Origin of the sequence: Kribbella sp. NBC_01505, from assembly GCF_045040285.1 — a bacterium.
In the GTDB taxonomy this organism is placed as follows: Bacteria; Actinomycetota; Actinomycetes; order Propionibacteriales; family Kribbellaceae; genus Kribbella.
Window position 1 is genome coordinate 2,949,743 of sequence record NZ_CP109425.1, and the last position, 25,244, is coordinate 2,974,986.

28 protein-coding genes are annotated in these 25,244 nt (G+C 68.6%); 16 read left to right on the forward strand and 12 right to left on the reverse strand.

The genetic code is table 11. From position 1 onward, the window contains the following. The first annotated feature begins 16 nt into the window (after nucleotides 1-16). The 6 genes from OG474_RS13845 to OG474_RS13870 are packed head-to-tail and all read left to right on the forward strand — an operon-like array spanning nucleotide 17 to nucleotide 3,935. Nucleotides 17-532 (forward strand): helix-turn-helix transcriptional regulator, encoded by a 516-nt coding sequence (locus tag OG474_RS13845; protein WP_405062668.1) that lies wholly within the window; start codon nucleotides 17-19, stop codon nucleotides 530-532. Next, on the forward strand, nucleotides 529-1,200 hold the full coding sequence (locus OG474_RS13850) for an ABC transporter ATP-binding protein (RefSeq protein ID WP_405062669.1): 672 nt from the start codon (nucleotides 529-531) through the stop codon (nucleotides 1,198-1,200). The genes OG474_RS13845 and OG474_RS13850 overlap by 4 nt, the downstream gene beginning before the upstream one ends. After that, complete coding sequence (locus tag OG474_RS13855; RefSeq protein WP_405062670.1) at nucleotides 1,200-2,528, forward strand: FtsX-like permease family protein; 1,329 nt, start codon at nucleotides 1,200-1,202, stop codon at nucleotides 2,526-2,528. Before OG474_RS13850 ends, OG474_RS13855 begins: the two co-directional genes overlap by 1 nt. Further along, complete coding sequence (locus OG474_RS13860; protein WP_405062671.1) at nucleotides 2,528-2,782, forward strand: hypothetical protein; 255 nt, start codon at nucleotides 2,528-2,530, stop codon at nucleotides 2,780-2,782. The genes OG474_RS13855 and OG474_RS13860 overlap by 1 nt, the downstream gene beginning before the upstream one ends. Further along, the gene (locus tag OG474_RS13865; protein ID WP_405062672.1) at nucleotides 2,782-3,402 is read left to right on the forward strand and encodes a CDP-alcohol phosphatidyltransferase family protein; all 621 of its coding nucleotides are present in this window, start codon (nucleotides 2,782-2,784) and stop codon (nucleotides 3,400-3,402) included. Before OG474_RS13860 ends, OG474_RS13865 begins: the two co-directional genes overlap by 1 nt. Before the next feature lie 44 nt (nucleotides 3,403-3,446). Continuing rightward, entirely contained in the window at nucleotides 3,447-3,935 is a 489-nt protein-coding gene (locus OG474_RS13870; protein ID WP_405062673.1) for a hypothetical protein, read from the forward strand. 8 nt (nucleotides 3,936-3,943) lie between these two features. Here OG474_RS13870 and OG474_RS13875 read toward each other — a convergent pair whose 3' ends face one another. Continuing rightward, nucleotides 3,944-4,819 (reverse strand): phosphoribosylaminoimidazolesuccinocarboxamide synthase, encoded by an 876-nt coding sequence (locus OG474_RS13875; protein WP_405062674.1) that lies wholly within the window; start codon nucleotides 4,817-4,819, stop codon nucleotides 3,944-3,946. After that, nucleotides 4,794-5,909 (reverse strand): FAD-dependent monooxygenase, encoded by a 1,116-nt coding sequence (locus tag OG474_RS13880; protein WP_405062675.1) that lies wholly within the window; start codon nucleotides 5,907-5,909, stop codon nucleotides 4,794-4,796. Before OG474_RS13880 ends, OG474_RS13875 begins: the two co-directional genes overlap by 26 nt. A 653-nt stretch (nucleotides 5,910-6,562) precedes the next feature. Between OG474_RS13880 and OG474_RS13885 the strand changes: the two genes are divergently transcribed. Then, nucleotides 6,563-7,153 carry a TetR/AcrR family transcriptional regulator gene (locus OG474_RS13885; protein WP_405062676.1) on the forward strand — a complete coding sequence of 197 codons (591 nt, stop codon included), beginning with the start codon at nucleotides 6,563-6,565 and terminating at the stop codon, nucleotides 7,151-7,153. Here the strand turns inward: OG474_RS13885 and OG474_RS13890 are convergent. The 4 genes from OG474_RS13890 to OG474_RS13905 form a co-directional block, all read right to left on the reverse strand. Continuing rightward, nucleotides 7,131-7,586: a hypothetical protein gene (locus OG474_RS13890; protein ID WP_405062677.1), complete on the reverse strand. Its 456-nt coding sequence runs from the start codon at nucleotides 7,584-7,586 to the stop codon at nucleotides 7,131-7,133. The genes OG474_RS13885 and OG474_RS13890 overlap by 23 nt on opposite strands. A gap of 79 nt (nucleotides 7,587-7,665) precedes the next feature. Next, nucleotides 7,666-8,010, reverse strand: coding sequence for a hypothetical protein (locus OG474_RS13895; RefSeq protein WP_405062678.1), 345 nt, complete (start codon nucleotides 8,008-8,010; stop codon nucleotides 7,666-7,668). Between the two features lie 9 nt (nucleotides 8,011-8,019). Then, the gene (locus tag OG474_RS13900; protein ID WP_405062679.1) at nucleotides 8,020-10,023 is read right to left on the reverse strand and encodes a glycosyltransferase family 39 protein; all 2,004 of its coding nucleotides are present in this window, start codon (nucleotides 10,021-10,023) and stop codon (nucleotides 8,020-8,022) included. Nucleotide 10,024: 1 nt separating this feature from the next. Beyond that, on the reverse strand, nucleotides 10,025-11,254 hold the full coding sequence (locus OG474_RS13905) for a glycosyltransferase (RefSeq protein ID WP_405062680.1): 1,230 nt from the start codon (nucleotides 11,252-11,254) through the stop codon (nucleotides 10,025-10,027). A 142-nt stretch (nucleotides 11,255-11,396) separates the two neighbouring features. On the opposite strand from OG474_RS13905, the gene OG474_RS13910 reads away from it, so the two are divergent. Next, the gene (locus OG474_RS13910; protein WP_405062681.1) at nucleotides 11,397-12,806 is read left to right on the forward strand and encodes an FAD-dependent oxidoreductase; all 1,410 of its coding nucleotides are present in this window, start codon (nucleotides 11,397-11,399) and stop codon (nucleotides 12,804-12,806) included. On the opposite strand, the gene OG474_RS13915 is transcribed toward OG474_RS13910, so the two are convergent. Genes OG474_RS13915 through OG474_RS13930 form a run of 4 tightly spaced genes read right to left on the reverse strand, consistent with a single transcriptional unit; the run spans nucleotide 12,789 to nucleotide 15,260 of the window. Beyond that, on the reverse strand, nucleotides 12,789-13,181 hold the full coding sequence (locus OG474_RS13915; protein WP_405062682.1) for a hypothetical protein: 393 nt from the start codon (nucleotides 13,179-13,181) through the stop codon (nucleotides 12,789-12,791). The genes OG474_RS13910 and OG474_RS13915 overlap by 18 nt on opposite strands. Beyond that, entirely contained in the window at nucleotides 13,178-13,534 is a 357-nt protein-coding gene (locus tag OG474_RS13920) for a hypothetical protein (RefSeq protein WP_405062683.1), read from the reverse strand. The genes OG474_RS13915 and OG474_RS13920 overlap by 4 nt, the downstream gene beginning before the upstream one ends. Before the next feature lie 3 nt (nucleotides 13,535-13,537). After that, nucleotides 13,538-14,974: an adenylosuccinate lyase gene (gene purB / locus OG474_RS13925; protein ID WP_405062684.1), complete on the reverse strand. Its 1,437-nt coding sequence runs from the start codon at nucleotides 14,972-14,974 to the stop codon at nucleotides 13,538-13,540. A 49-nt stretch (nucleotides 14,975-15,023) separates the two neighbouring features. Further along, nucleotides 15,024-15,260, reverse strand: a complete 237-nt coding sequence (locus OG474_RS13930) for a hypothetical protein (protein ID WP_405062685.1) — start codon at nucleotides 15,258-15,260, stop codon at nucleotides 15,024-15,026. Between the two features lie 122 nt (nucleotides 15,261-15,382). On the opposite strand from OG474_RS13930, the gene OG474_RS13935 reads away from it, so the two are divergent. Continuing rightward, nucleotides 15,383-15,907: a hypothetical protein gene (locus tag OG474_RS13935; protein WP_405062686.1), complete on the forward strand. Its 525-nt coding sequence runs from the start codon at nucleotides 15,383-15,385 to the stop codon at nucleotides 15,905-15,907. 1 nt (nucleotide 15,908) lies between these two features. Here the strand turns inward: OG474_RS13935 and purD are convergent, their stop codons facing one another. Further along, nucleotides 15,909-17,186, reverse strand: a complete 1,278-nt coding sequence (purD, locus tag OG474_RS13940; RefSeq protein WP_405062687.1) for a phosphoribosylamine--glycine ligase — start codon at nucleotides 17,184-17,186, stop codon at nucleotides 15,909-15,911. A 76-nt stretch (nucleotides 17,187-17,262) separates the two neighbouring features. Between purD and OG474_RS13945 the strand changes: the two genes are divergently transcribed. The 3 genes from OG474_RS13945 to OG474_RS13955 are packed head-to-tail and all read left to right on the forward strand — an operon-like array spanning nucleotide 17,263 to nucleotide 20,433. Further along, nucleotides 17,263-18,171 carry a carbohydrate ABC transporter permease gene (locus OG474_RS13945; protein ID WP_405062688.1) on the forward strand — a complete coding sequence of 303 codons (909 nt, stop codon included), beginning with the start codon at nucleotides 17,263-17,265 and terminating at the stop codon, nucleotides 18,169-18,171. Further along, nucleotides 18,168-19,010 (forward strand): carbohydrate ABC transporter permease, encoded by an 843-nt coding sequence (locus OG474_RS13950; RefSeq protein WP_405062689.1) that lies wholly within the window; start codon nucleotides 18,168-18,170, stop codon nucleotides 19,008-19,010. Before OG474_RS13945 ends, OG474_RS13950 begins: the two co-directional genes overlap by 4 nt. Nucleotides 19,011-19,032: 22 nt before the next feature. Then, entirely contained in the window at nucleotides 19,033-20,433 is a 1,401-nt protein-coding gene (locus tag OG474_RS13955) for an ABC transporter substrate-binding protein (RefSeq protein ID WP_405062690.1), read from the forward strand. A 56-nt stretch (nucleotides 20,434-20,489) separates the two neighbouring features. Here OG474_RS13955 and OG474_RS13960 read toward each other — a convergent pair whose 3' ends face one another. Further along, nucleotides 20,490-21,200 carry a hypothetical protein gene (locus tag OG474_RS13960; RefSeq protein ID WP_405062691.1) on the reverse strand — a complete coding sequence of 237 codons (711 nt, stop codon included), beginning with the start codon at nucleotides 21,198-21,200 and terminating at the stop codon, nucleotides 20,490-20,492. Nucleotides 21,201-21,249: 49 nt separating this feature from the next. Between OG474_RS13960 and OG474_RS13965 the strand changes: the two genes are divergently transcribed. The 4 genes from OG474_RS13965 (at nucleotide 21,250) to OG474_RS13980 (ending at nucleotide 25,237) form a co-directional block, all read left to right on the forward strand. Continuing rightward, nucleotides 21,250-22,113 carry an alpha/beta fold hydrolase gene (locus OG474_RS13965; protein WP_405062692.1) on the forward strand — a complete coding sequence of 288 codons (864 nt, stop codon included), beginning with the start codon at nucleotides 21,250-21,252 and terminating at the stop codon, nucleotides 22,111-22,113. Between the two features lie 2 nt (nucleotides 22,114-22,115). Next, complete coding sequence (locus OG474_RS13970; RefSeq protein WP_405062693.1) at nucleotides 22,116-22,673, forward strand: GNAT family N-acetyltransferase; 558 nt, start codon at nucleotides 22,116-22,118, stop codon at nucleotides 22,671-22,673. A 29-nt stretch (nucleotides 22,674-22,702) separates the two neighbouring features. Then, entirely contained in the window at nucleotides 22,703-23,965 is a 1,263-nt protein-coding gene (locus tag OG474_RS13975) for an alpha/beta fold hydrolase (protein WP_405062694.1), read from the forward strand. An 84-nt stretch (nucleotides 23,966-24,049) separates the two neighbouring features. Next, the gene (locus OG474_RS13980; protein WP_405062695.1) at nucleotides 24,050-25,237 is read left to right on the forward strand and encodes a hypothetical protein; all 1,188 of its coding nucleotides are present in this window, start codon (nucleotides 24,050-24,052) and stop codon (nucleotides 25,235-25,237) included. The last annotated feature ends 7 nt before the right edge of the window (nucleotides 25,238-25,244 follow it).

Genomic DNA, 25,244 nt, shown 5'->3' on the forward strand with positions numbered 1-25,244 from the left:
ATGTATAGTCCTTCCCATGGCAACCGCGGAGCTCGTGCTGGGCCTGCTCTCGGCAGGTCCCGCGCACGGGTACGACGTGAAGCGCGGCCACGACACCTGGTTTCCGGACGGACGCCCGCTGGCGTTCGGGCAGGTGTACACAACGCTCGGCCGGCTCGAGCGCGACGCACTGGTCGAGGTGGTCGAGAAGGTCTCCGGCGGCGGTCCGGACCGGACTGTCTACGCGCTCACCGACAAAGGCCGCAAGCACCTGGCCGACTGGTTGGTCGACCCGGTCCCGCCCGCCTGGGGCAGCGCCGACGAGGTGCTGCGCAAGGTCGTCGCGGCAGTCCGCACCGGCAGCGACGCCGCTACCTTCCTGGCCCGGCAGCGCGCCAGTCACCTGCGCCGCATCCGCGAACTGCAGGAGACCCCGACCGGTCCCGACCCGACCGCCGCGATAGCCCGCGACTACATCGTCGCCCATCTCGACGCCGACCTGCGCTGGCTCGACAGCGCCCTCGACCGCATTCCCGAGCAGGAGACCCCATGAACGCTCTTGAGCTGACCGACGTCGAGTACTCGTACCGGCGCAACACGGCCCTGCGCGGCGTCTCGCTGCAGGTCAAGGCCGGGGAGATCGTCGCGATCACGGGCGCCAGCGGCTGCGGGAAGTCCACGCTGCTGCACTGCGCGGCCGGCATCCTGGCGCCGGACGCCGGTTCGGTCCGGCTCGACGGCCAGGACCTGGCGGCCCTGTCACCCGACGACCGGGCCGCACTGCGGCGGACCAAGATCGGTGTCGTGCTGCAGTTCGGCCAACTGGTGCCGGACCTGCCGCTGATCGACAACGTCGCACTGCCACTGCTGCTCGCCGGTCATCAGCGTTCCGAGGCGCATGAGCACGCACGCGACTGGCTGACCCGGGTAGGCATCGAGGACGAGGCAGACGCCGTACCGGCTGAGCTGTCCGGCGGTCAGACCCAGCGGGCCGCCATAGCTCGCGCACTGGTGACCGGACCGTCCGTCGTACTGGCTGACGAGCCCACCGGCAGTCTGGACAGCCGCGCGGGCAAGGAGCTGCTCGACGTACTCATCAGCACCGCTCGGTACCGCGGTGCCGCACTGGTGATGGTTACCCACGACAACCTCGTGGCCGCCACCGCCAACCGCGAAATCCGGCTGCGCGACGGTGTGATCCAACACGAAGTAGCCATCTGATGAGGTTCGAGACCCAGCTCCTGTTAGCCAGGTCCCGCACTCCGGCGGACCGCAGCCGCATTCACCTGACTGTCGCCGCCTTGGGTCTCAGCGGCGCACTCCTCCTCGGTGCATTGCGGATCGCTCGGCTCGGTCACGGCGAGGTCGACAAGACGGTCTACAGCAACTACATCACCGAGCCCAGTCTGCGATCCGGTCTGGTCGCCATCCTCGTCATCTTGGCGACACTGACCGCAGGACTCGGGGTTCAAGCGCTCCGGCTCGGTACGGCGGCCCGCGAACGCCGGATGGCCGCGATGAGGCTGGCGGGCGCCTCCAGCAGGCAGGTACGGCGGTTGTCCGTCACGGACGCGTCCATGGCGGGGTTGGCCGGCGGTCTGCTCGCGGGACCGATCTATCTGCTGCTCAGCCTGCTCCTGGGCCTGCTGCCGAGGGTCGCCCAGATCCTGCCCGCCGCCGAGGTCGTCGACTTCGGGGTCTGGCTCCTGGTCATCGTGATGATGACCGCAGCCGGCGCGCTGATCGCCGGTGTGCTGCACGAGGACGACGACTCACTGCAGAAAGAGGTCCCAGCCGGGAAGCCAAGCCGTGGCGGGATCCTCGCCGGCGCGGTGCTGATCGCGCTCGCACTGCTCACCGCTTCCTTGACCGGCTACGTCGCAACGACCGTGCTCGTGGTCGGGCTGGCCTTCGTGATGCTGCACCTCAACCGGCTCTGGTTCCAGACCGCCGCCCGCTTCCTCCACCGATCCGGCGATGCGGTCAACCTGTTGACCGGCGCGCGGCTGATCGCGGACGCCCGGTCCTCCTCCCGGTTGAGCACCTTGCTCGGCTGCTGCGGCTTCCTGGTCGGGCTCCTGCTCCACGGCCTGCTCACCATCAAGCGGGACCCCGATTTCGCGGACCAAGCAGTCTTCTTCGCGACCGGTTACGCCATGGCGATCGCCGGCCTCGTGCTGGTGATGGGGGTCGCGATGGGCGCGCTGATCGTCGGTGTCGCCGACCAACTGGTCGACCAGCGCCGCCAGCTCGCCTCCCTGACCGCACTCGGCGTCGACGCCCGCTTCCTGGGGCGGATGATCACCCGCCAGATCACCACCGTCGGAGCACCGGCCCTCGCAGCAGGTGCTGCGGCCGGCATGCTCCTCGGTCTGGACCGCGTGGTCGGCACCTCCCATGGCCCCTTCCAGACAGTCACGCTGCTGGGCACCGTCGGTGTCATCGCCGGCGGTTGCCTCTTCGCACTCGGCGGCGGCGTACTGGCTGGCTTCCTGTTGCGCAACCAACTACACGACGCCCTCGACCCAGAAAACCTGAGGGCCGCCTGATGGTCCGGGAACAGGTCGCCATGGTGGCGACACCGGCGCTCATGATCGGTAGCTGTCTGGGGCTCGTGGTGGGCCCCGGTGGGTTGATCGGCTTCCAGGTCGATCTGCCGTCGCTGCCGTTCCTCGCGGTGGGCTTCTCGAGCTTGCTGCTGCTGTCCTGGGGGTTCGCCGTCAGCGGCGCCGCCCTGGCCGGTTACCTGCTTCGCAACCAACTGCGGGACGCACTCGATCCCGAGAATCTGAGGGCTGCATGATGGCCACCATTCCTGTTCCGTTGCCCGTCCGTCCGGCGCTGCTGCTCGGCGTCCCGAACCGGATCACGCTCGCCCGGACCGTCGTCGCCATGGTGATCGCCGCGGTCGCGTTCCGGACCGGTGCGCTGAGCTGGCTGATCATCGGCTACGCGGCGTACTGGATCGGCGACATGGCCGACGGTGCGGTCGCCCGGTACCGCGACGAGGAGTCCGAGGGCGGTGCGGTGTTCGACATCGTTTGCGACCGGGCGTGCTCGTTCCTGCTGGCGGCCGCGTTCATGGCGACGTTCCCGGAGACCATCGGGCCGCTGGCGATCTTCCTGGTGCAGTTCGGCGTACTGGACACCATGCTGTCGCTCGCGTTCCTGCTGTGGCGCGGGACACTCAGCCCGAACTACTTCTACAAGGTCGACAACCCGATCTACCTCTGGAACTGGTCGAAGCCGGCCAAGGCGGTCAACACCGCCGCAGTGGTCATCTCACTCGTCATCGCCCACCAGACCGGCTGGCAGTGGCTGCCCTACACGGCTGCGATCGGCGCGTGCGTGGTGAAGGTGGCCTCGTCGTACCGGCTGATCGCGATCCTCCGTGGGCGCCAGGTCGCCACACCCCGGACCTGAAAATGTTCGTGATTGCTCAGGCAACAGCGCATAGCCTCGAGGTCATGTGGGTGTGGCAGCTGTTGCTGGCGATCGGCTTCGGAATCGGCTCCGCCGTCATTCCGGTGCTGAACGCCGAGGCCTATGTCCTCGGCGTCGGTGTCTCCGGTGCGCTCGACCCGGTGGTGGCCGCCATCGGGGTGGCGGTCGGGCAGACCATCGGCAAGGTCGCCATGTTCCTCGCCGTCCGCTACCGCCCGGGCTATGCCGCGCGGAAGTCCAAGGAGCCGAAGCCGGTCGACCTGGACACCCGCCGGGGCCGCTTCGTCCAGTGGAACCGGGACGTCAGCAAGCGCCTGCTGGATGCGATGAGCGACCGCCGCCTGGGCGTTCCGGTCACGCTCCTGAGCGCGTCCGTCGGCCTCCCACCCCTGTACGGCGTCGCCCTGATCGGCGGCGCGTCCCGGATGGGCGTGGTCAGCTTCGGCCTGTCCGTGCTCGTCGGCCGCGGCGCCCGCTTCGTCCTGCTGGCCCTCGGGGTCGGCCTGTTCTGAGCTCGGCTCTAGGGCGTGAAGGTGCGGCCGGTCAGCTGCTCGTAGGCATCGATGTACGCCGCCCGCGTGCGCTCGACGACCTCGTCGGTCAGCGGCGGCGGCGCCTCACCGGAGTGCCGGTCCCAGCCGGATTCGTACTGCAGCCAGTTCCGGATGATCTGCTTGTCGTACGACGGCTGCACCCGGCCCGGCTCCCACTGCTCGGCCGGCCAGAAGCGGCTCGAGTCCGGAGTGAGGACCTCGTCGGCCAGCACGATCGTCCCGTCCGGACGGGCGCCGAACTCGAACTTGGTGTCCGCCAGGATGATCCCCCGCTCCTCGGCCATCGCCCGGGCGCGGCTGTAGATGTCCAGCGTCGCCTCCCGCAGCGCCGCGGCCGTCTCCGCGCCGACGGTGGCCACGACCGCGTCGTACGAGACGTTCTCGTCGTGCTCGCCGAACTCGGCCTTGCTGGCCGGCGTGAAAATCGCCTCGTCCAGCCGCGACGCCTCGACCAGTCCGGCCGGCAGCGGGATCCCGCAGACCGCGCCGGTGGCCTCGTACTCGACCAGTCCGGAGCCGGTCAGCCACCCGCGGGCGACACACTCGACCGGGAACATCTCCAGCTTCTCGCAGATCACCGCACGGCCCGCCACCTCGGCCGGAACGTCGGTGGAGATGATGTGGTTCGGCACTCCGAGCTGCTCGAACCACCACAGGCTCATGGCGGTGAGCACCTTGCCCTTGTCCGGGATCGGCGTGCTCAGGATCCAGTCGAACGCACTCTGCCGGTCACTGGCCACCATCAGCAGCTCGCCGGTCTCCAGCTCGTAGAGATCGCGCACCTTGCCGGAGTGGAGGTGCTTGGCACCGGGGATCTCAGGAGCCTGCGGAGGAGTGGTCACGCCGCGATTGTTTCATTTTGCGGAGTGCGGCAGCACCACGGGCCGCCGATGCCCCCACTGACATCAGTACGTCGCGGACGCCGACCGCGAGCGGATTGTCCAGTTGGCCGAGCTGACCGATCTGCCGGGAGCGCTTGACGAGCTTGGTGGCGATCGGGCGGCGCTCGGCGTCGTACCGGGTCAGAGCGGTGAGCGGATCGGGAGCCGACTGGAGGTGTCTGGCCAGGGCACCAGCGTCCTCGATGGCGGTGCAGGCGCCGCGTCCGAGGTTCGGAGTCATGGCGTGGGCCGCGTCTCCGAGCAGTGCGATCCGGCCGGTGGCGAACGGGACCAGTGGCAGTGTCAGGTCGTAGATGTCGTTCTGCAGGGCGGTGTCGGTCGCGGCCAGGATCGCCGGGATGGGGTCGTGCCAACCGCCGTACCGGCGGATGACCGCGGCCAGGTCACCGCCTTGCCCAGCAGGCTGGTTGGCCGTGGCGTACCAGTACGCGCGGCCGTCGATCAGCTGAGTGACACCAAACCGCTGCGCCTGGCCCCAGGTCTCGCCACCGTCGTCCGCCCGCACGTCGGCAATCCCCCGGTACGCCGTGTAGCCGGAGTACCGCGGTCCGGCGTACTGGGGGTGAAGCGCACTGCGGATCACACTGCGCAGGCCATCGGCCGCGATGACCAGGTCGGCCCGGAGCTCGTCGTTGATCAGTACGCCGCTGTCGTCCTGCGTGACGGTCTTGACCAGGTACCCGGTCCGCACGGTCACGCCCGGACCGAACTCCGCGGTGATCAGCCCGTGCAGCTGGGCCCGGTGGATCATCACCGGCAGCTCAACCCCCAGGTCAGCCGCACCGACCACCCAGCGACCGCTCGGCTTCCGCAGCGCGGTCGGACCGGACAGCGCGGCCGCCTGGTCGATGCCCTTGACCCCAAGCTCAGTGAGAACGGCGACCGCCGACGGCCAGACCGAGATGCCGGCACCGACCTCCCCCAACGTCACCGAGCGCTCCAGCACCGTGACCCCCCACCCACAACGCTGCAACGCCACCGCAGCGGTAACCCCTCCGATCCCCGCACCCACCACGATCACCGTCCCCATCCCCCCACTCTACACCTGTAGAGCCCCCTTGTCCCCCGCCCAAAGAGCACCCCACCCACCCTTGGGCGCGCACCGCATCTTTGGGCGCGCAGCGCATCTTTGGGCGCGCAGCGCATCTTTGGGCGCGGAGGGCATCTTTGGGCGCGGAGGGCATCTTTGGGCGCGGAGGGCATCTTTGGGCGCGGAGGGCATCTTTGGGCGCCCACCAACCACTTGGAGCCCCCCGAAATGATCGGTGGCTTCCCAAAGAGCGTCTCCGCGCCCAAAGAGCAGCCCACCCACCCTTGGGCGCGGGACGCATCCTTGGGCGCGCAGCGCATCTTTGGGCGCCCACCAACCACTTGGAGCCCCCCGAAATGATCGGTGGCTTCCCAAAGAGCGTCTCCGCGCCCAAAGAGCAGGCGGCCCACCTTTGGGCGCGGGGCGCATCTTTGGGCGCGGGGCGCATCTTTGGGCGCGGGGCGCATCTTTGGGCGCGGGGCGCATCTTTGGGCGCTCACCGACCATTTGGAGGCCGGCGAAGTGGTTGGTGGGTTCCCAAAGTGGGTGGTCGTGCACAAGGAGCAGGCGGCCCACCTTTGGGCGGATTGGGGGCGGAGTGGGCGGGGTGGATGGGGGCTGGGTGGTGGGGTGGGGGTGGGAGACTGCGGGGTGTGACGAAGAAGGTGCCGGTGGGGGTGGAGCGGCGGGATGCGATTGCGGACGCGGCGATTCGGCTGGTTGCGACGCGGGGGCTGCGGGGGCTTACGCATCGGGCGGTTGACGGGGAGGCTGGGCTGCCGCCGGGGTCTACGTCGTACTACCTGCGCACTCGCAGCGCGCTGCTGACCGCCTGCCTGGACCGGCTGCTGGCACGCGACCTGGAGACGGCCACTCCGACGCAGGATCAATCGCCGACCGAACTGGTGGCCGCGATGGTCGTGGGGCTGGCTGCTGAGCGACCGGACGGGCTGATTGCGCGCTACGAGCTGTCGCTGGAGGCGAGTCGGCAGCCTGAGCTCCGGGCTGCGATCGACGCCGGTGGGCGCCAGTTGCGGGAGAGGCTCGGTCAGTTGCTCGCGGGACTCGGCGTACCGGATCCGGAGCGGGCCGCGTGGCCGCTGGCGGCGATGCTGGACGGCCTCCTGTACGACCGGGTCGCCGGGACCGGGTCGACGCTCTCGGAGGCGGACTACGAGGACGGTGTACGGCGTGCTGTCGGGGCGGTGCTGGACGGGCTGATCAGAGGCGTTCCGTCAGAGTGATCCAGGTGAAGTAGCCGGAGCCGAGGAAGACGCCGACGTGGCCGAGGAGGGACAGGCCGGCGCCGGAGCCCCAGGCATCACCGCGGGCATGTTCGGAATGTTTGCCGCCACTCGGCAGCCAACGGGCCAGAAGCAACAAACCGACGGTTGCCAGCAGCCACCACCCGGCCAGGCCGAGGAAAGCGATCTCACGGCGACCGGTGACCATGGCAACGATCCAGACCAGCAGCGTGAGGACGCCCGCGGCGGTGTGGATCCGCAGCAGGGCAGCCGAATATCCGGCGTTTCCACTGGACCGGCCAGTGCCGTCGACGACCGCTCCTCCGAGCCGGACGCGCGTCAACAGCACGACGACCGCACCGAGCGCGGTCAGGAACCAGGTGACGTTCGACCATTCCACCCCCAGATGCTTACCCCACTCCGCACCAGTCACACCACCCCTCAAGGTGAAACGCCCGGCGAGCCCCAAGTGTCCGCTCGTACCCGCCGGGCTGCTTCTCACCTACCGGATCTCACCTGGCAGGCGGCACCTGTTGCCCAGGAGGCACCTGCTGCCCAGGCCCAACGCCCTGACCCTGACCAGGGAACTGTCGGAACCCGCCACCAGGCCCAGTGGTCGTCCCGGTCGAGCTGCCGTCCCACGCGTGCCCGACCGCCATCCCGCCGAGGAACGCCAGCACCGCGACCAGCGATCCGGCTCCCGCCAGGACGAGACCGCTCGGCTTCGCGGCGGCAGGCGCTGCCGGTACGGCGGTCGCCGGGGCCGGCGGCTCGTAGGCGCCGGCCGGGGGTACTCCAGGTCCGGGGAAAGCCGGCGCCGGACCGACTGGCTGGTTGGGGAACTGAGGATTCGTCATTAAAAGCTCCTAGTTGCTGGTCAGGTCGTAGACGGTGGCCGTGCCGACTGTTTGGGCCTGGAAGTTCTGGGACACCCAGGTGGAGATCTCCGAGGAGGTTCCGCCGCGCCCGCCACCGAAGCCGCCGCCACCGCCGGTACTGCCGACGAAGTAGTGCACCTTGCCCTGGGCAACCAGTTCCTTGAACTCCGCGAGGGTGGGTGCCGGATCGGTTCCGTTGAAGCCGCCGATCGACATGATCGGCACCTCGGCGGCGATCTGCAGCGGTGCTGCCGCGTTCGAGGTCACCGCCGCAGCCGCCCAGGTGTAGCCGTTCTTCCCTTGCTGCAACAGCGTCACCAGCTCACTCGACACCGCGCTGATCCCGCCGCCACCAAGGAAGCCGCCACCGCCGCCACGCATCCCGCCGGTCGGCGCACCAGTCGTAGCACCAGGCGTACCAGTCGTCGCACCAGGCGTACCGGTCCCGGGCGGTGTACCCGTCCCGGTCTGCCCAGGCGGACCACCGCCGCGGTTGAACCCGCCCCGGCCACCGGCACCCGCCGGACCTGCCGTCGGAACCGCTCCGGCGTGAGCCGTCGCGATCGTGCTCACCGAGTACGCCGTCGGTCCGGCCAACGCCGTCACGGCCAGCAGCACCCCGGTGAAGAGGCCCGCCCGCCGAGCCGTCGTCCGGCTCAAGCGAAGCTCAGGAACCATCAGCAGCGCGCCTGCCGCGATCGCCCCAGTCAGCAGCAAAACCCAGCGCAGCCACGGATTCCAGGTCGGCGATGCATTCAGCAACGCGAAGCTCCAGCCTGCCGTCAGCAAGATCCCGCCCGCGAGAGTTGCCCGCGGCAACCATTCGGCCCGGCGTCGCCAGAGCACCATCATCGCCGCCCCGATCACCGCGGCGATCGCCGGCGCCAGCGCGATCATGTAGTAGCTGTGAATGATCCCCTGCATGAAGCTGAACACCAGCCCGGTCACGAGCAGCCAGCCGCCCCACAGGATCGTGAACGCCCGAGTCCGATCCGTCCGCGGCGCCTTACCGGCAGCCACAATCAGCACGACGGTCGCCAGCAGCGCGGCCGGCAGCAACCACGCGATCTGCGATCCGAACTCACCACCGAACAACCGCTGCAGCCCGGTCGCGCCACCCCATCCGGGGTTCCCGACGCCACCACCGACAGATCCTTCTTCATTGCCGTTCAGTCGTCCGAGGCCGTTGTAGCCCAGCGTCAGTTCGAGGATGCTGTTGGCCGACGAACCACCGATCCACGGTCGCGCCGAGGCCGGGACCAGTTCGACGATCGCGATCCACCAACCGGCACTCACGATCATCGCCACCAGTGCCAGCACGCTGTGCACAACCCGCTTCCCGAGCGCGGGCTTACCAGCCACGAGATACGCCAACCCAAAGGCCGGCAGTACCAGGAACGCCTGCAGCATCTTCGCCAGGAACCCGAATCCGACCAGCGCCCCGGCCAGCATCATCCAGCGCGCGGCATGCTTCTCCGAGTCGATCGCCCGGGTGACCGCCCAGGCTCCCGCGCACAGCAGCATGATCAGCAGCGCGTCCGGGTTGTTGAAGCGGAACATCAGTACGGCGACCGGCGTCAGCGCAAGGATGCCTCCGGCAAGCAACCCGGCATTGGCCGAGAACCAGCGCCGTACCGAGACGTAGACGAAGCCGACGCTCGCGACGCCCATCAACGCCTGGGGCACGAGCATGCTCCAGCTACTGAAGCCGAAGATCCGCCCCGACAACCCCATCACCCACAGGGCACCCGGGGTCTTGTCGACGGTGATGAAACTCGACGAGTCGAACGCCCCGAAGAACCAGGCCTTCCAGCTCGTTGACCCGGCCTGTACGGCGGCCGCGTAGTACTCGTTGGCGTAGCCGTTCTTGGACAGTCCCCACAGGTAGGCGATCGCAGTCAGGACCAGTAGGCCGCCGTACAGGGCCTTGTCCCGGCTGATCGCGAGTGGCTTCGCGACCACTCGTGGTCTGGATTCGGTCAGTGTCGCCATGTCAACTGCTCCTGAGGCTCGATGGTGCGCTGTGTTGGATTGCCGGGACGGTGGGTGCGTCATCGTCGAAGACCCAGGCTTGGAAGAGGCTGAACCGGACCACGGTCGCGGCCAGGTTCGCGAGCGTCAGCACGGTCACCTCGACCGCTTGGTGCGGCACCGCGACCGCGGTGTGCAGCAGCCACAGGGCGCACGCGGTCAGGCTCCAGCCGATGGCGAAGGTGACGAGGCCGCGCAACTGATGCCGCCAGCGGCCCTCGACCCCGCGGACACCGAAGGTGATCCGGCGGTTGAGGGCGGTGTTGCCGACCGCGGTGATCAGCAGCGCGAGCAGGTTCGCCACCTGCGCCGGCATGCCTTGCCGCAGCACGAGATAGAGCAGCGCATACGCGAGCGTGCTCAGTACGCCGATCCCGCAGAACCTGAGCACCCGCGCGGCGAGCGCGGTCCGTGGATCGAGAACCCGCGGCCGCCCGTACGTCGTACGGATCGCTTCGAGGTCGACCCGGGTCCGAGCGAGCCGGGCGATCCCGCGCAGATCCTCGCCGACCGTCTTGGCGATCGCGACCCGGGAGTCCAGGTCGTCGACCCAGTCGACCGGGACCTCGTGGATCCGCAGGCCGGCCCGCTCGGCGAGCACCAGCAGCTCGGTGTCGAAGAACCAGCTGGTGTCCTCGACGTACGGCAGCAGCTCGCGGGCCACGTCGGCGCGGATCGCCTTGAATCCACACTGGGCATCGGAGAAGTGCGTGCTCAGAGTTGCCCTGAGCAACAAATTGTAGGACCGGCTGATGAACTCCCGCTTGGGCCGTCGGACCACTCGCGAGCCGTTCGACAACCGGGTGCCGATGGCAACATCACTGTGCCCGGCGAAGAGCGGAGCCACCAGCGGCAGCAGCGCGTTCAGATTGGTGGACAGATCCACGTCCATATAGGCGAGCACGTCCGCGGTCGACTCCGACCAGACCTGCTTCAGCGCGCGCCCGCGCCCCGACTGGTCGATCCGGACCACCCGGACCCCGGGCAGCTCGGCGGCCAGCAGCGCGCCGATCTCGTACGTCGCGTCCGTGCTTCCGTTGTCGGCGATGCAGACCTCGGCCGGATACGGGAAGGCGGTGTCGAGAAACTCCCGCAACCGCCGGATGTTCGGGCCGAGGTCGTGTTCCTCGTTCTTGACGGGTACGACGATCTCGACCCGCCTCGAATCGCTGGGATGACCTGATGTCTGCATGGATTCGATGCTGTCGGGCGAACCTGAAACGGTCGTTGGGTGTGGCTGGCAGTTCACTGGGAGTCACGACATGCGTGGGGCGGCGGAATCTTGGTAGGCGCTCTAAAGTGGCGGCAACTTCCACTTTCTGCCTGGGGGCACCATGGTCGAGTCCGCCGCACAACGCTTCGCCCGGATCACCGGGGTCGAACGACCGGCGAGACCGAAGGTCGTGATGGAGCGCGCGGTCGTGCTCGGCGCGAGTATGGCCGGGCTGATGGCCGCTCGGGTGCTCAGTGATCACGCCGACGAGGTGCTGATCATCGAGCGGGACACCACGACGGACTCCACCGACCCACGTCCCGGCGTACCGCAAGGCAGTCAGGTGCACGCCCTGCTGGCAGCTGGCAACGCGCAGCTCGACCGCTGGTTCCCCGGCTTCAGTGAAGAGGCGCTGGCCACCGGTGCGACCAATCCGTCGCCGGAAGAGTCCCGCAACTATGTGAACGGCACGCAACGTCCGGCGGCCCCGGTGGAGTCCGTAGGCCCGACGCTGGTCAGCACCCGGCCGTTCCTGGAGTCGATGGTCCGTCGGCGCACGCTGGACATCGGCAACGTCCAGCTCGTCAGCGGCCGGGCCGATGGGATCGAGATCAGTGCGGACCGGGTCACCGCCGCCCGGTACCAGCCGGAGGGCACCAGCGGCCCGGAGTCGATCGTCACCGCGCCCGCCGACCTGGTGGTCGACGCGACCGGACGGTCGAGCCGGCTCAGCGATTGGCTCGGAGCGGCCGGCTGGCCGCAGCCGCCGATGCAACGGATGCCGATCAAGCTCAACTACGCCAGCGCCCTGTTCAAACGGGACCCGAAGGTCTCCACGATCGGGGTAGCGATCGCCTCGAACCAGCCCGGCGCCGGGATGTCGCCACGCCAAGGCGGCGTCCTGGCGGTCGAGGGCGACCGGTGGCTGATGCTGGTCGCCGGGTACGCCGACGACCGGCCGACGCGCGATTTCGAGGACTTCCGCGCGCGCTGCCGCCGGGACTACCCGTCCGAGTTCGGCCAGATCGCCGACAACGCCGAGCTGATCGGTGAGGTGGTGACCTACCACCAGGCCGACAGCCGGCGCCGGGACTACCACCAGCTGGACCGGATTCCGGCCGGTCTGATCGTGGCCGGCGACGCGGTGGCCTCGTTCAACCCGATCTACGGACAAGGCATGACGTCGGCGACACTGCATGCCTCGTGCCTGTCGGCGTACCTGAACTCCGACCCGGCGCTCGATCAACCGGCTCGCTCGTACTTCGACGACGTCAGCGTGGTCGTCGACGTGGCGTGGCAGCTGTCGACCTCGGCCGATCTCTCGCTACCGCACGTGGACGGCCCCTACCCCCGCGGCTATCGCGTGACGAAGTGGATCGCCGGAATGATCTACGAGGCCACGGCCAAGGACTCGACGCTCAACGCGAAGTTCACCCGCGTCAACACGATGCTCGACCACCCGAGCACGCTGGCCAGCCCCCAGACGCTGCTGCGGGCCCTGCGCTGGAAGTTGCTACCGGGTACGGCGTAGCCAGAGCAGCCCGAGGATCGGGAGCACCAGCGGGACGAACCCGTAGCCCTGCCCGAAGTGCGACCACACGGTCGCATCCGGGAAGTCCTCCGGTACGGCGTAGCTGAACGCACCGATCCCCAGTACGCCGATGAGCTCGATGGCGATCGCGATCGTCGCAACCCGCCGGGACACGACGGTCGCCTTCGCCAGGGCGAACGTGGCCGCGCAGTAGATCACCGCGGCGACCGCCGAGAGCAGATAGGCGATCGGAGCATCCGAGAACTGGATCGCGATCTGAACGCCGGCCCGGGCAGTCGCGGCCAGCGCGAACACGCCGTACACGAGGATCAAGATCCGGCCGGGCCCGTGCCGGGTCGCCTCGGGGGCGCTCATCCGACCCAGATTTCGTGCAGCCGCAACTCAAGCACCGGTACGACGAAGCAGGCGACCGCGAGCGCACCCGCGCCCCAGCGGCTGCTCTCGGCCAGCGCCCACAGCGCACCCACCGGCAGGACCAGCAGCGAGCCGATCAGGTAGCCGACGAAGAACGGTCCGGAGACGTCTCGATCGGTGCCGACCAGCTGCACGATCCCGACCACGAGCTGCGCCAGCAGGCCGACCTCGACCACGCCGAGCACGCCCAGCAGCGACCAGTTGATCCGCTTGTCGCGGGCAGCCAGGACGATGGCATAGGCCATCGCGGCGAGCGAGAGCCCGACCAGGGCCCAGGTCAACGGTCCGAACACGAGTTAGAGGATGTCACCCGGGTTGTAGGCGGCCGCCTCCGGGTAGCGCTTGGCGAGCTCGTCGATGCGGGCGACGACCGCGCCGACCTGCGCGACGGCCGCACCGGTGAAGGACAGCGGCTCGCCGACGATGCCGACGATCTGCTCCTCGGTGAGCCCGAGGCGTCCGTCCGCACCGAGCCGGTGGAACAGGTCGTTGGCCGCCAGCCCCTTGCGCAGATCGAGGGCGGTCGCGACCGCGTGCTCCTTGATGACCTCGTGGGCGGTCTCGCGGCCGACGCCGTTCTTCACCGCGGCCATCAGGACCTTGGTCGACGTCAGGAACGGCAGGTACCGCTCGAGCTCGCGGCTGACGACGGCCGGGTAGACCCCGAACTCGTCGAGCACGGTCAGGAACGTCTCGAAAAGCCCGTCCAGCGCGAAGAACGCGTCCGGCAGGGCGACCCGCCGTACGACGGAACAGAAGACGTCGCCCTCGTTCCACTGGTTGCCGGCCAGCTCACCGGCCATCGAGGCGTAGCCGCGCAGGATCACAGTCAGGCCGTTCACCCGCTCACAGGACCGGGTGTTCATCTTGTGCGGCATCGCGGAAGAGCCGACCTGGCCCTCCTTGAAGCCCTCGGTGACCAGCTCGTGCCCGGCCATCAGCCGGATCGTCGTGGCCAGGCTCGACGGCCCGGCGGCCAGCTGCACCAGCGCGGAGACGACGTCGTAGTCGAGGGATCGCGGGTAGATCTGACCGACGCTGGTCAGCGTCTGGCTGAAGCCGAGGTGCTGGGCGATGTCGCTCTCCAGCTTGTCCAGCTTCGCCGGGTCGCCGCCGAACAGGTCGAGCATGTCCTGCGACGTACCGACCGGGCCTTTGATGCCGCGCAGCGGGTAGCGCTCGATCAGCTCCTCGAGCCGCGCGATCGCGACCAGCAGCTCGTCGGCCGCGGACGCGAACCGCTTGCCGAGCGTGGTCGCCTGCGCGGCGACGTTGTGTGACCGGCCGGTCAGCACCAGCGCCGCGTGGTCCGCTGCCTTCTGGCCAAGCCGGACGGCGGTCGCCACCGCGCGATCGCGGACGAGCTCGAGCCCGGCCCGGATCTGCAGCTGCTCGACGTTCTCGGTCAGGTCCCGGCTCGTCATGCCCTTGTGGATGTGCTCGTGCCCGGCGAGCGCGTTGAACTCCTCGATCCGCGCCTTCACGTCGTGCCGCGTGACCCGCTCCCGGGCCGCGATCGACTCCAGGTCGACCTGGTCCACAACCCGCTCGTAGTCCTCGACGACCCCGTCCGGTACGTCGACGCCCAGCTCCTTCTGCGCCTTCAGCACCGCGAGCCACAGCTGCCGCTCGAGCACGATCTTGTGCTCCGGCGACCACAGCCGCGCCATCGACAGACTGGCGTAACGGGAGGCGAGAACGTTCGGGATCAGAGGCTTGCTGGCAGTCGGCACACCACCATTATCGCTGGTGTGCCGACACCGGCCGCAATCGCGGAACGGATCAGCCGAAGACCCAGAGATCCCACGACGTCCCGGTCGGCCTGTTGTTCTGCTTGCAGTCGTAGGCGATCCAGTAGTGCATTGACTGACCGGTCGAGCCGTTGATTTCACAGGCCTGCGGTGATCCGAACCCACCTTGGAACCACCAGACGTTCGCCTCCGCCGGACCGGCCACGGCCAGGACCGCGCCCAGACCGAGCCCGAGCGTCGCGGCTGCTGTCACCAGTTTCTTCTTCATGTCGCTCCCAGAGATCTCGAGGTGCAATCGATTTCCCACGGTCGCAGGCCGAGTGCGGAGGGTGACCTCGATGACCTGAAGCTGCCACTGGATGACCCTCACTGAGAGTCACTATGGGTTTCATGACGAAGTTGACCGAGTACGAGACGGCGTGGGTGCTTGGCGGGGCCGAGCGGGTGGCGCTGACCGTGTTCATCGCGATGGCGGCCGCGGGTCAGTTGGAGGTCGGGTTCAAGCGGCAGCGCGTGAAGGAAGGCGAGGCGCCGCTGATGTCGGCCGAGGGGACGGCCGCCTTGCGGATCGAGACTGCCGCGCTGGAGCTACTGCCCGAATCTGGGTTACCGATCGACGAGTTCATCACTCGGCTGGCCGGCAGACCGGCGATCAAGACGCTGGACGAAGGCGTTTCCCGGCCGCGGGTGCTGTCGCGGTTCAGTCCGCTGCACCGGGAGTTGCGTGCCGAGAACCCGACCGGGGTACGGCGGGTTGCGGTGCTCGGCGTGGCCGGGATCGAGGACGAGCGGTTGCGGGAGATCTTCGAGCACCCGTTGCCCGGCGTACCGAAGTTCGCCGGGGTGCATCCGGTCCGCGACAACACCTTCGACGGCACGATCGGGCCGACGCCGGGCATCCTCTACGGGCCGTAGCTCAGACGTCGATCTCGCCGCGGGCGGCCTTCAGGGCGATGTCGGTGCGGTGCTGCGAGCCCTTGATCCGGATCTGGCCGACCCCGGCGTAGGCGCGCTGCCGGGCCTCGTCGAGATCCTTGCCGGTGGCACTGACCGCGAGCACCCGGCCGCCCGACGTGACGAGCTCCTCGCCGTCGAGCGCCGTACCGGCGTGGAAGACCTGGACTCCGCCGCTCTCGGCCTGCTCGACCCCGGCGATCTGGTCGCCGCTGCGCGGGCTGGCCGGGTACTTCTTGGCTGCGACCACGACCGCGACCGCCGAACCGTTCCGCCAGCTCAGCTGGTCGTAGTCGGCCAGCTTGCCGGTGGCGGCCGCGAGCAGCAGGCCGCCGAGCGGGGTCTTCAGCATCGGCAGCAGCGCCTGCGTCTCCGGGTCACCGAACCGGCAGTTGAACTCGATCACGCGCAGACCGCGCGAGGTGAGCGCGAGACCGGCGTACAGCAGGCCGCTGAACGGCGTACCGCGGCGGCGCATCTCGTCGACGGTCGGCTGCAGCACCAGTTCGGTGACCTCGGCAACCAATCCTTCCGGTGCCCAGGGCAACGGTGTGTAGGCGCCCATGCCGCCGGTGTTCGGGCCTTCGTCGTTGTCGCCCAGGCGCTTGAAGTCCTGCGCCGGCTGCATCGGCAACACCGTCGTCCCGTCGGTGATCGCGAACAGCGACACCTCGGGACCGTCCAGGAACTCCTCGATCAGCACCTGCGCACAACCGGCCGCGTGCGCGAGCGCCTCGTCGCGGTCCGACGTGACCACGACGCCCTTACCGGCGGCGAGCGCGTCGTCCTTCACCACGTACGGCGGTCCGAACGCGTCGATCGCCTCAGCGGCCTGCTCGGGCGTCGTACAGACGTAGGCGCGGCTGGTCGGCACGCTCGCGGCAGCCATCACGTCCTTGGCGAACGCCTTCGACCCCTCGAGCTGGGCAGCGTCCTTGGACGGCCCGAAGACCGCGATCCCGGCCTCCCGGAGCGGGTCGGCGAGACCGGCGACCAGCGGCGCCTCCGGCCCGACCACGACCAGGTCCGCACCGATCTCGGTCGCCAGCGCGACGACCGCGGCGTGGTCCGAAACATCCACCGGACGGCAAACAATCGTTTGGCCGTCGTACGCCGGATGCAACGCGGCGATGCCAGGGTTGCCCGGGGCCGCCACCACCTCTTCGACATCCGGATCCTGGGCCAACGCCCACACCAGTGCGTGTTCGCGGCCACCCGTACCGATCACCAAGACCTTCACGGGCGCTCAGCCTAGCGTGCCCTGGCCGTGGCGGCCCCGGGCGGTGTAAGACTGCGCTCTGACTGGAGGTAAACGCTTGACTACCCATACCGCACCCGGACGGCGGCCGACGCCCGCCTCGCTGCTGTCCTGGCTGATGCTCGTGCCCTGCGTGGTCATCTTCGCGCTGTTCATCGTCTGGCCGCTCGGCAAGTCCGTTTCGCTGTCCCTGCACGGTTCCGACCTCTTCGGCCGGCCCGATGCCTTCGTCGGACTGCAGCACTACCGCGACATGCTCGGCTCGGCCGAGTTCCGGCACATCCTCTGGGTGACCCTGGCCTTCGTCCTGCTCACCGTCATCCCCGGTGTGCTCGGCGCGCTCCTCGTCGTCCTGCTGCTCGAGCAGCACATCAAGGGCATCCGGATCTTCCGGACCGCCTTCGCGCTGCCGTTCGCGTTCTCGGTGGCCAGCGCGTCGGTCATCTTCGCCACGATCTACAACCCGGCGATCGGGCTGGCCAACGGCATGCTCGGCAAGTTCGGGGTCGACCGGATCGGCTGGCTGACCGACCCGTCCTGGGCGCTGATCAGCGTCGCGATCACGACGGTCTGGATGAGCATCGGCTACAACGTGCTCGTGCTGTCCGCCGGGATCGGCGCGATCCCGGACGAGATCAACGAGGCCGCCACCCTGGACGGCGCCGGCGGCTTCCGGGCCGCCCGCTTCATCACCGTCCCGATGCTCGGCCCGCAGTTGTTCTTCCTGGTCGTGATCTCGACGATCCAGTCCCTGCAGAGCTTCGGCCAGATCAAGATCCTCACCCCCGAGGGCGGGCCGGAGCAGTCGACCAAGACCCTGGTCTATTCGATCTACCACACCGCCTTCGCGAACAACGCCAGCGACTTCGGCGCCGCGTCGGCCCAGGCGATCGTGCTGTTCGTGATCCTGCTGATCTGCACGGGTGTCCAGTTCGGCGTCCTCGAGAGGCGGGTGCATTACAAGTGAGGCCGGCACGCGTCATCACCTATCTGGTCCTGATCGGGGCCGCGCTGCTGGTGATCTTCCCCGTGTACTACGTGATCGCGGGCTCGGTGATGTCACCCGGCCAGATCTCGTCGTACCCGCCGGATCTCTTCCCGCACGGGCTGTTCACCGGCAACTACGAAGGCGCCACGCACTCGGGGACGCCGATCGGGCAGCAGTACCTGAACTCGATCCTGCAGACCTCGGTCATCACGATCTCGCAGCTGATCACCAGCGTGCTCGCGGCGTACGCGTTCGTGTTCATGAAGATGTGGGGCCGGACCGTGCTGTTCGGCCTGTTCCTGGCCACGCTGATGGTGCCGTGGGAGTCGATCGTGCTCCCGAACTACCTGACCATCACCGGCTGGTCGATCGGCGGCGAGCGGCTGACCGCGTCGTACGCCGGGACCATGCTCGCGCTGGTGCTGCCGTTCCTGGCGAACGCGTTCGGGGTGTTCCTGCTCCGGCAGTCGTTCCTGCAGTTCCCGCTGGAGCTGCGGGACGCGGCGACGATCGACGGCGCCGGGCACTGGCGGTTCCTGACCCGGATCCTGGTGCCGCTGAACAAGCCGGCCCTGATGGCGGTCAGCCTGTACGTCTTCCTGGCCGCGTGGAACCAGTTCTTCTGGCCGCTGCTGATCGGCGACTCGGCGTCCCGCCGGACGCTGCAGATCGGGATCAGCCAGCTCAACGACGCGGAGGCGGCCGACCCAGGGATCATCCTGGCCGGCGTCACCCTGTCCATCCTGCCCACTCTGGCCATCGTGATCTTCGGCCAGCGCTTCATCGTCCGCGGCCTGACCGCGGGCGCGATCCGTTGATGTTCTCGAGAGAGGTTCTGTGATGCGTTCAATCCGACGTACGGCATCCGCGGTGTCGGTCCTGGCCGCGCTGGCGCTGATCGCGGCCGGTTGTGGCGGCAGCGACACGAAGGGCGACGCCGCCGGCTCGGTGGACGCGCCCGACGCGAGCGCCCTCGACCAGGCGACCGGCGTCACGAAGGTCACCTTCTGGCACGGCATGAAGGGCGCCAACGGGACGGCGGTCGACAAGTTGGTTGCCGCGTTCAACGAAGCCAACAAGGGCAAGATCGAGGTCACCCCGGTCTACCAGGGCGACTACGACGAGACGATCACGAAGTACAAGACCTCGGTGCAGCAGGGGAACACCCCCTCGGTCGTCCAGATCTACGACATCGGCTCGCGGTTCATGATCGACTCCAAGCAGACCGTCGCGATCCAGAAGTTCGCCGACAAGGACGGCTACTCCCTCGGCTCGATCGAGCCGAACATCGCGAACTACTACTCGATCGACGGCAAGCTCAACTCGATGCCGTTCAACACCTCGATGCCCTTGCTGTACATCAACAAGGAAGCCTTCGTGAAGGCCGGTCTCGACCCGGCCAAACCGCCGGCGAACCTCGACGAGATCATGGCGGCGGCGAAGAAGCTGACCGTCAAGGAGGGCGGCAAGACCGTCCAGTACGGCTTCAACGCTGCCATCTACGGATGGTTCGTCGAGCAGCTGATCGCCCAGTCCGGGACGACCTACTGCGACAACGAGAACGGCCGCAAGGACCTCGCCTCGAAGGTCGACTTCGACGGTGAGCAGGGCGTCAAGGTCGCCACCTGGTACCAGGAGATGGTCAAGCAGGGTCTGATGCCGAACACCGGCAAGAAGACCGACGACGCCCAGGCCGTCTTCAAGTCCGGTACGTCGGCCATGCACCTGGAGTCGACCGGCTCACTGCGCGGCTACCTGGACGCGGCCAAGGGCAAGTTCACCGTGATGACGGCGCCGTTCCCGCACCTGAGCGCCTCGGACACCGGCGGCCCGATCATCGGCGGCGCCTCGCTCTGGGTCGACGGCCCGGGCCACTCCGACGCCGAGAAGCGCGCCTCCTGGGAGTTCGTGAAGTTCGCGTCGTCGCCGGAGCAGCAGGCCGCCTGGCACACCGGCACCGGCTACTTCCCGATCAACTCCAAGGCCCTCGACCTCCCGGCCGACAAGGCCTGGGTGGCGCAGTACCCGCAGTTCACCACCGCCATCACCCAGCTCCACAACACCAAGCCGACCAACGCCTCCTCCGGCTGCATCCTCGGCGTCATGCCGCAAGCCCGCAAGGCCGCTGAAGACGGCCTGGAGAAGGCAGTCCTGGGCACTGACCCGGCCACCGCCATGAAGGCCGCCGCCGACTCCGTCAAGCCCCAGATCGACACCTACAACAAGGCAGTCAAGAAGTAGTCCCACCCCACACCGACGGCCATCCGGAGAAACTTCCGGATGGCCGTTTCGTGCGTTCAGTAGTGCCAGTAGTAGCGGGCGTTGGCGTTCCAGTTCACGGGGACTGTGGTGTGGTTGGTGAAGGCCATGCCTTGGCCTTTGGCCAGTTCCAGGGTGCGGGAGAGTTGGAGGGCGTAGGGGTGGTTGTTGTCGTCCCACCACTGCTCGAACTGGGTGATGCAGGTCTGGTTGCTGAAGTACGGGTTGGAGCAGGTGTGCGGGGGCGACCACTTCTGCAGGTGGCGGAAGTTGACGGTGGTGGAGCCGTTCGGGGGCTTGATGGTGCCGGTGGCGTCGAGGCAGTAGCCCGTGGCGGGGATGTTCCACTTCACGTAGTGCTGGCGGCCGCCTGCCGACGGGATCGGCGTGAGGTTGTTGCAGCTGGCGTCGCCGAGCTTCTCCGACGTCACCCGCTGGATCTGCGTGAGCGGCCGGCCCGCGCCGTCGTTGTAGCCGTCGAGCAGTACCCAGTCGCCGTCGTGGATGAAGTGCTCGGCCGACTTCGGCGGCCAGGTCGCCGGGTCGCCCCAGGAGATGTCGGACTCGGTCGCGCTCAACGGCGTCCAGGCCCACTGCCCGGCCGCCGACTGACCGGCCCAGTACTGCCCGGCCGACTTCTCGAACATCAGCGAGTACTCGCCGTAGTTCGGTCCGGCGGCGTGCGCCGTACCGGAACCGGCAATGGTCAGCGCAGCAGCCATCAACGTCGCCAGAAGTTTTCTCCGCATGGTTTTCGAGGGTAGTGCCGACCAGGTCCAGCGTTAGTAGGCTCCAGCCATGACAGACCCGGTCACCACCACGATCGACCTTCCAGGCGTCACCCTCACGTACGACGTCCGCGGGGAGCTCGCGGATCGCGACCAGCCGGTGCTGCTGATGATCGGTTGCCCGATGGGCGCGGGCGGCTTCGCGACCCTGGCGTCGCACTTCACCGATCGCACCGTGGTCACCTATGACCCGCGTGGCGTCGAGCGCAGCGTGCGGACCGACAGTGGTGAGCTGGATCCGCAGATCCACTCCGCGGACATCGCCGTACTGATCGAGACTCTCGACGTCGGCCCGGTCGACGTCTTCGCCAGCAGCGGCGGCGCCGTGAACGGCCTGGCCCTGCTGACCGCCCGGCCGGACCTCGTCAACAGTCTGGTGGCGCACGAACCGCCGCTCGTCGAGATCCTCCCGGACCGCGACGCCGCGCGGGCCGCCAACGACGACATCTACGCGACCTACCAGCGCGACGGCCTTGGCGCCGGGATGGCGAAGTTCATCGCCCTGGTCAGCTTCGAGGGCGAGTTCCCCGCCGACTACACCGACCGGCCCGCGCCCGATCCCGCCATGTTCGGCCTCCCCGCCGAGGACGACGGCAGCCGCGACGACATCCTGATCGGCCAGAACCTCCGCGGCAGCACGTCGTACCAGCCCGACTTCGACGCCCTCGCCGCCGTTGCGGACAAACTGGTGATCGGCGTCGGCGAGGAGTCCGTCCAGCAGCTCGCCGCGCGCGGCGGCCAGGCGGTCGCCGACCGGCTCGGCCTCACCCCGGTCGTCTTCCCCAGCAACCACGGCGGTTTCCTGGGCGACGAGTACGGCATGCCGGGCAAGCCCGCGGAGTTCGCCGTCAAGCTCCACGAGGTGCTCGCCTAACCATGCCGACGTTAGTGAGCCCGGCCCTGTCCGGTACGACGTTCGCCGCCGACCAGCCCGTCCTCGACAGCCTCCGCCCGTGGCGCGAGTCCGACGTACCGGCCGTGATCGAGGCCTTCAGCAACGCCGAGATCCAGCAGTGGCATGTGCTGCGGATCGACGACATCGCTGAAGCCCAGGCCTGGCTCGCCCAGTGGCCGGAGCGCTGGACAGCAGCCAAGGCCGCTTCCTGGGCGATCACCAGCGGCGATGCGGTGGTGGGCCAGATCGGGCTGCGGCAGATCGATCTGGGCAACGCCACCGTCAGCCTCTCGTACTGGATGCTGCCCGCCGCCCGAGGGCAGGGGCTCGCGCCGCGGGCACTCGCGACCCTCGAGCGCTGGTGCTTCGACCTCGGCTTCCGGCGCCTCGCCCTCCAGCACTCGACGCGCAACAACCAGTCCTGCCGAGTCGCCGAGAAGGCCGGCTACCAGTTGGAAGGCACCCTGCGCGGCGCCTGGCGACTCGCCGACGGCCGCCACGACGCCCACCTGCACGCACGCATCAATCCCGTGGACTGATGACCTCGGCGGGGCCGAGGATGGGCGGCATGCCGAGACTGCCGGGATTGGTCGTCACCGATCACCTGTTCACCGTTCCGCTCGACCACGCCAAACCCGACGGCGAAACGATCGAGGTGCTCGGCCGCGAAGTCGTCGCACCAGGCAAGGAAGACTCGGATCTGCCGTGGCTGGTCTACCTGCAGGGCGGGCCGGGGCTAGCGTCGCCGCGCCCGCTCGAGGCCGGCGGCTGGATCGGCCACGCCGTGGACGACTTCCGCGTGCTGCTCCTCGACCAGCGGGGGACGGGTCGCAGTACGGCGATCACCCGCCGTACCGCAGCGGCGAAGAGCCCGGCCGAGCTCGCGGCGTACCTGCGGCACTTCCGCGCCGACTCGATCGTGCGCGACGCCGAACTGATCCGCGGCCAGCTCAGCCCCGACAAGCCTTGGACAACGCTCGGCACCAGCTACGGCGGATTCCTGACGCTTACCTACCTGTCGCTCGCTCCGGAGGGACTGAAGACCTGCCTGATCACCGGCGGTCTGCCCGGCCTCGACACCACCGCCGACGACGTTTATGCCCACACCTATCCACAGGTTGTGGCCAAGAACGACGCGTACTACGCCCGCTTCCCCGAAGACGTCGAACGCGTCCGCCGGATCGCCGACCACCTCCGCGATCACGACGTCCGCCTGCCCGACGGTGACCGCCTCGACGTCCGGCGCTTCCAGTCGTTGGGCATCGGGCTCGGCATGGGCAACGCGGCGCAGTCGCTGCACTGGCTAGTCGACGGCGCCTGGGACGGTACGGAGCTGTCCGACAAGTTCCGCTATGCCGTCACGGAACACACCACGCTCGGGCTGGATCCGCTGTGGGCGGTCATCCACGAGTCCATCTACGCGCAGGACGACCACCCGACGAACTGGGCCGCCGACCGGCTCCGGCCGCCGGAGTTCGCACCGGACGCGTCGCGGCTGCTCTTCACCGGCGAGATGATCTACCCCTGGATGTTCGAGGAGATCGCGGGTCTGCGCGAGTTCGCCGAGGCCGCGAATCTGCTCGCCACCGAGGGCGGCTGGTTCCCCTTGTACGACGTCGACCGGCTGGCCTCGAACCGGGTCCCGGTCGCGGCGGCGATCTGGCACGAGGACATGTACGTCGATGTCGCGCTCTCGCTGCGCACCGCCGCGCGGATCGGCAACCTCGCTACTTGGATCACCAACGAGTGGCAGCACGATGGTGGCTCCGCTTCCGGGGGTTCGGTCTTCGACCGGCTCCGCACCCTGGCCGCCGACCTCCCGCCCGTCTGAGCAACCCGGGGTGGGCGAAAGTCCACTACGAGAGTGGTCGAGGGACCATCCCGCCAGCGCCTGAGAAGGCGTTGGCTGGATGGCATGAGCCTGCTCGCACGCGCTGCCCTGACTCTCTTCCTCACCGCCGGTCTGGTCGGACCGACACCCGCAGTTGCCACCAGCCCTCCGCGGGGTTCGGTCGTTTCGGTTGAGCCGATCGAGCACCTGACCAGGAGGGAGCTGACCGAGTATCTGCAGTCGACCGGGAAGCCTGCCCAGTACGGCGCGGATGCCTATCGGGTCGTCTATCGGACGATCACCCCGGACGGCCGACCGACCACGGCCAGCGGTCTGGTCGCGATTCCCCGCCGTACCGAGAGGCGGCTGGATCTGGTCACCTTCCTGCACGGCACCAACGCGACCCGCGCCTCGACGGCGTCGGTCTCGCGGAGCAGCCCGGACCGAGTCCGCAGCCTGATGTTCGCCGGCGCCGGATTCGTGGTGACCGCGCCGGATCTGCTCGGGCTGGGTACCGGGCCCGGACGGCATCCGTACGGCGATACCGCCTCCGAGACGAGTGCATCCGCGGACCAGCTGATCGCCGCGCGTCAGCTCGCCGGCGCGCTTGGTCGATCCGTGCGGAACGACGTACTCGTCACCGGCTTCTCCGAGGGCGGCCGGATCACGCTCAGTCTCGGGCGAGCGCTGCAGCGGGGTGAGGTCCGCGGGTTCGGGCTGCGGGCGATGGCTCCGGTCGCCGGACCTTACGACCTGCTGGGCGTCGAGCTGCCCGCGCTGGTCAATGGGCAGGTCAGCCCGTTCGTGGCCACGCTCTACCTCGGCTACTTCCTGACCGCGTGGAGCCGGCTGATCCCCCTGTACGACGATCCCGCGGAGGTGTTCCTGCCGCCGTACGACCGGGTTGTCGATGCGATGTTCGACGGCAGCCACACCGTCCAGGAGATCGCGGCCGCGCTTCCGTCGAGCCCGGACAAGCTCGTCCGGCCTGCGTTTCTCCAGCAGTTGGCTCGGCCGACCGGGCCGCTGGGTAAGCGGTTGCGGGAGGCTGACCGCATCTGCACGGACTGGTCGCCGCGGGTGCCGACCCGGTTCTTCACCGGTTCGGCGGATACCGACGTACCGGCTCAGAACGCACAGAGTTGCCGCGCCAACCTCGACCCCCGCGGTACCCGCTCCACGATCACGGACACCGGGCCGGTCGACCACAACCGCACCGCCGAACTGGCCTACCCGCAGATCCTCGCCTGGTTCACCGCCCTGACCCGCTGAATCGGGT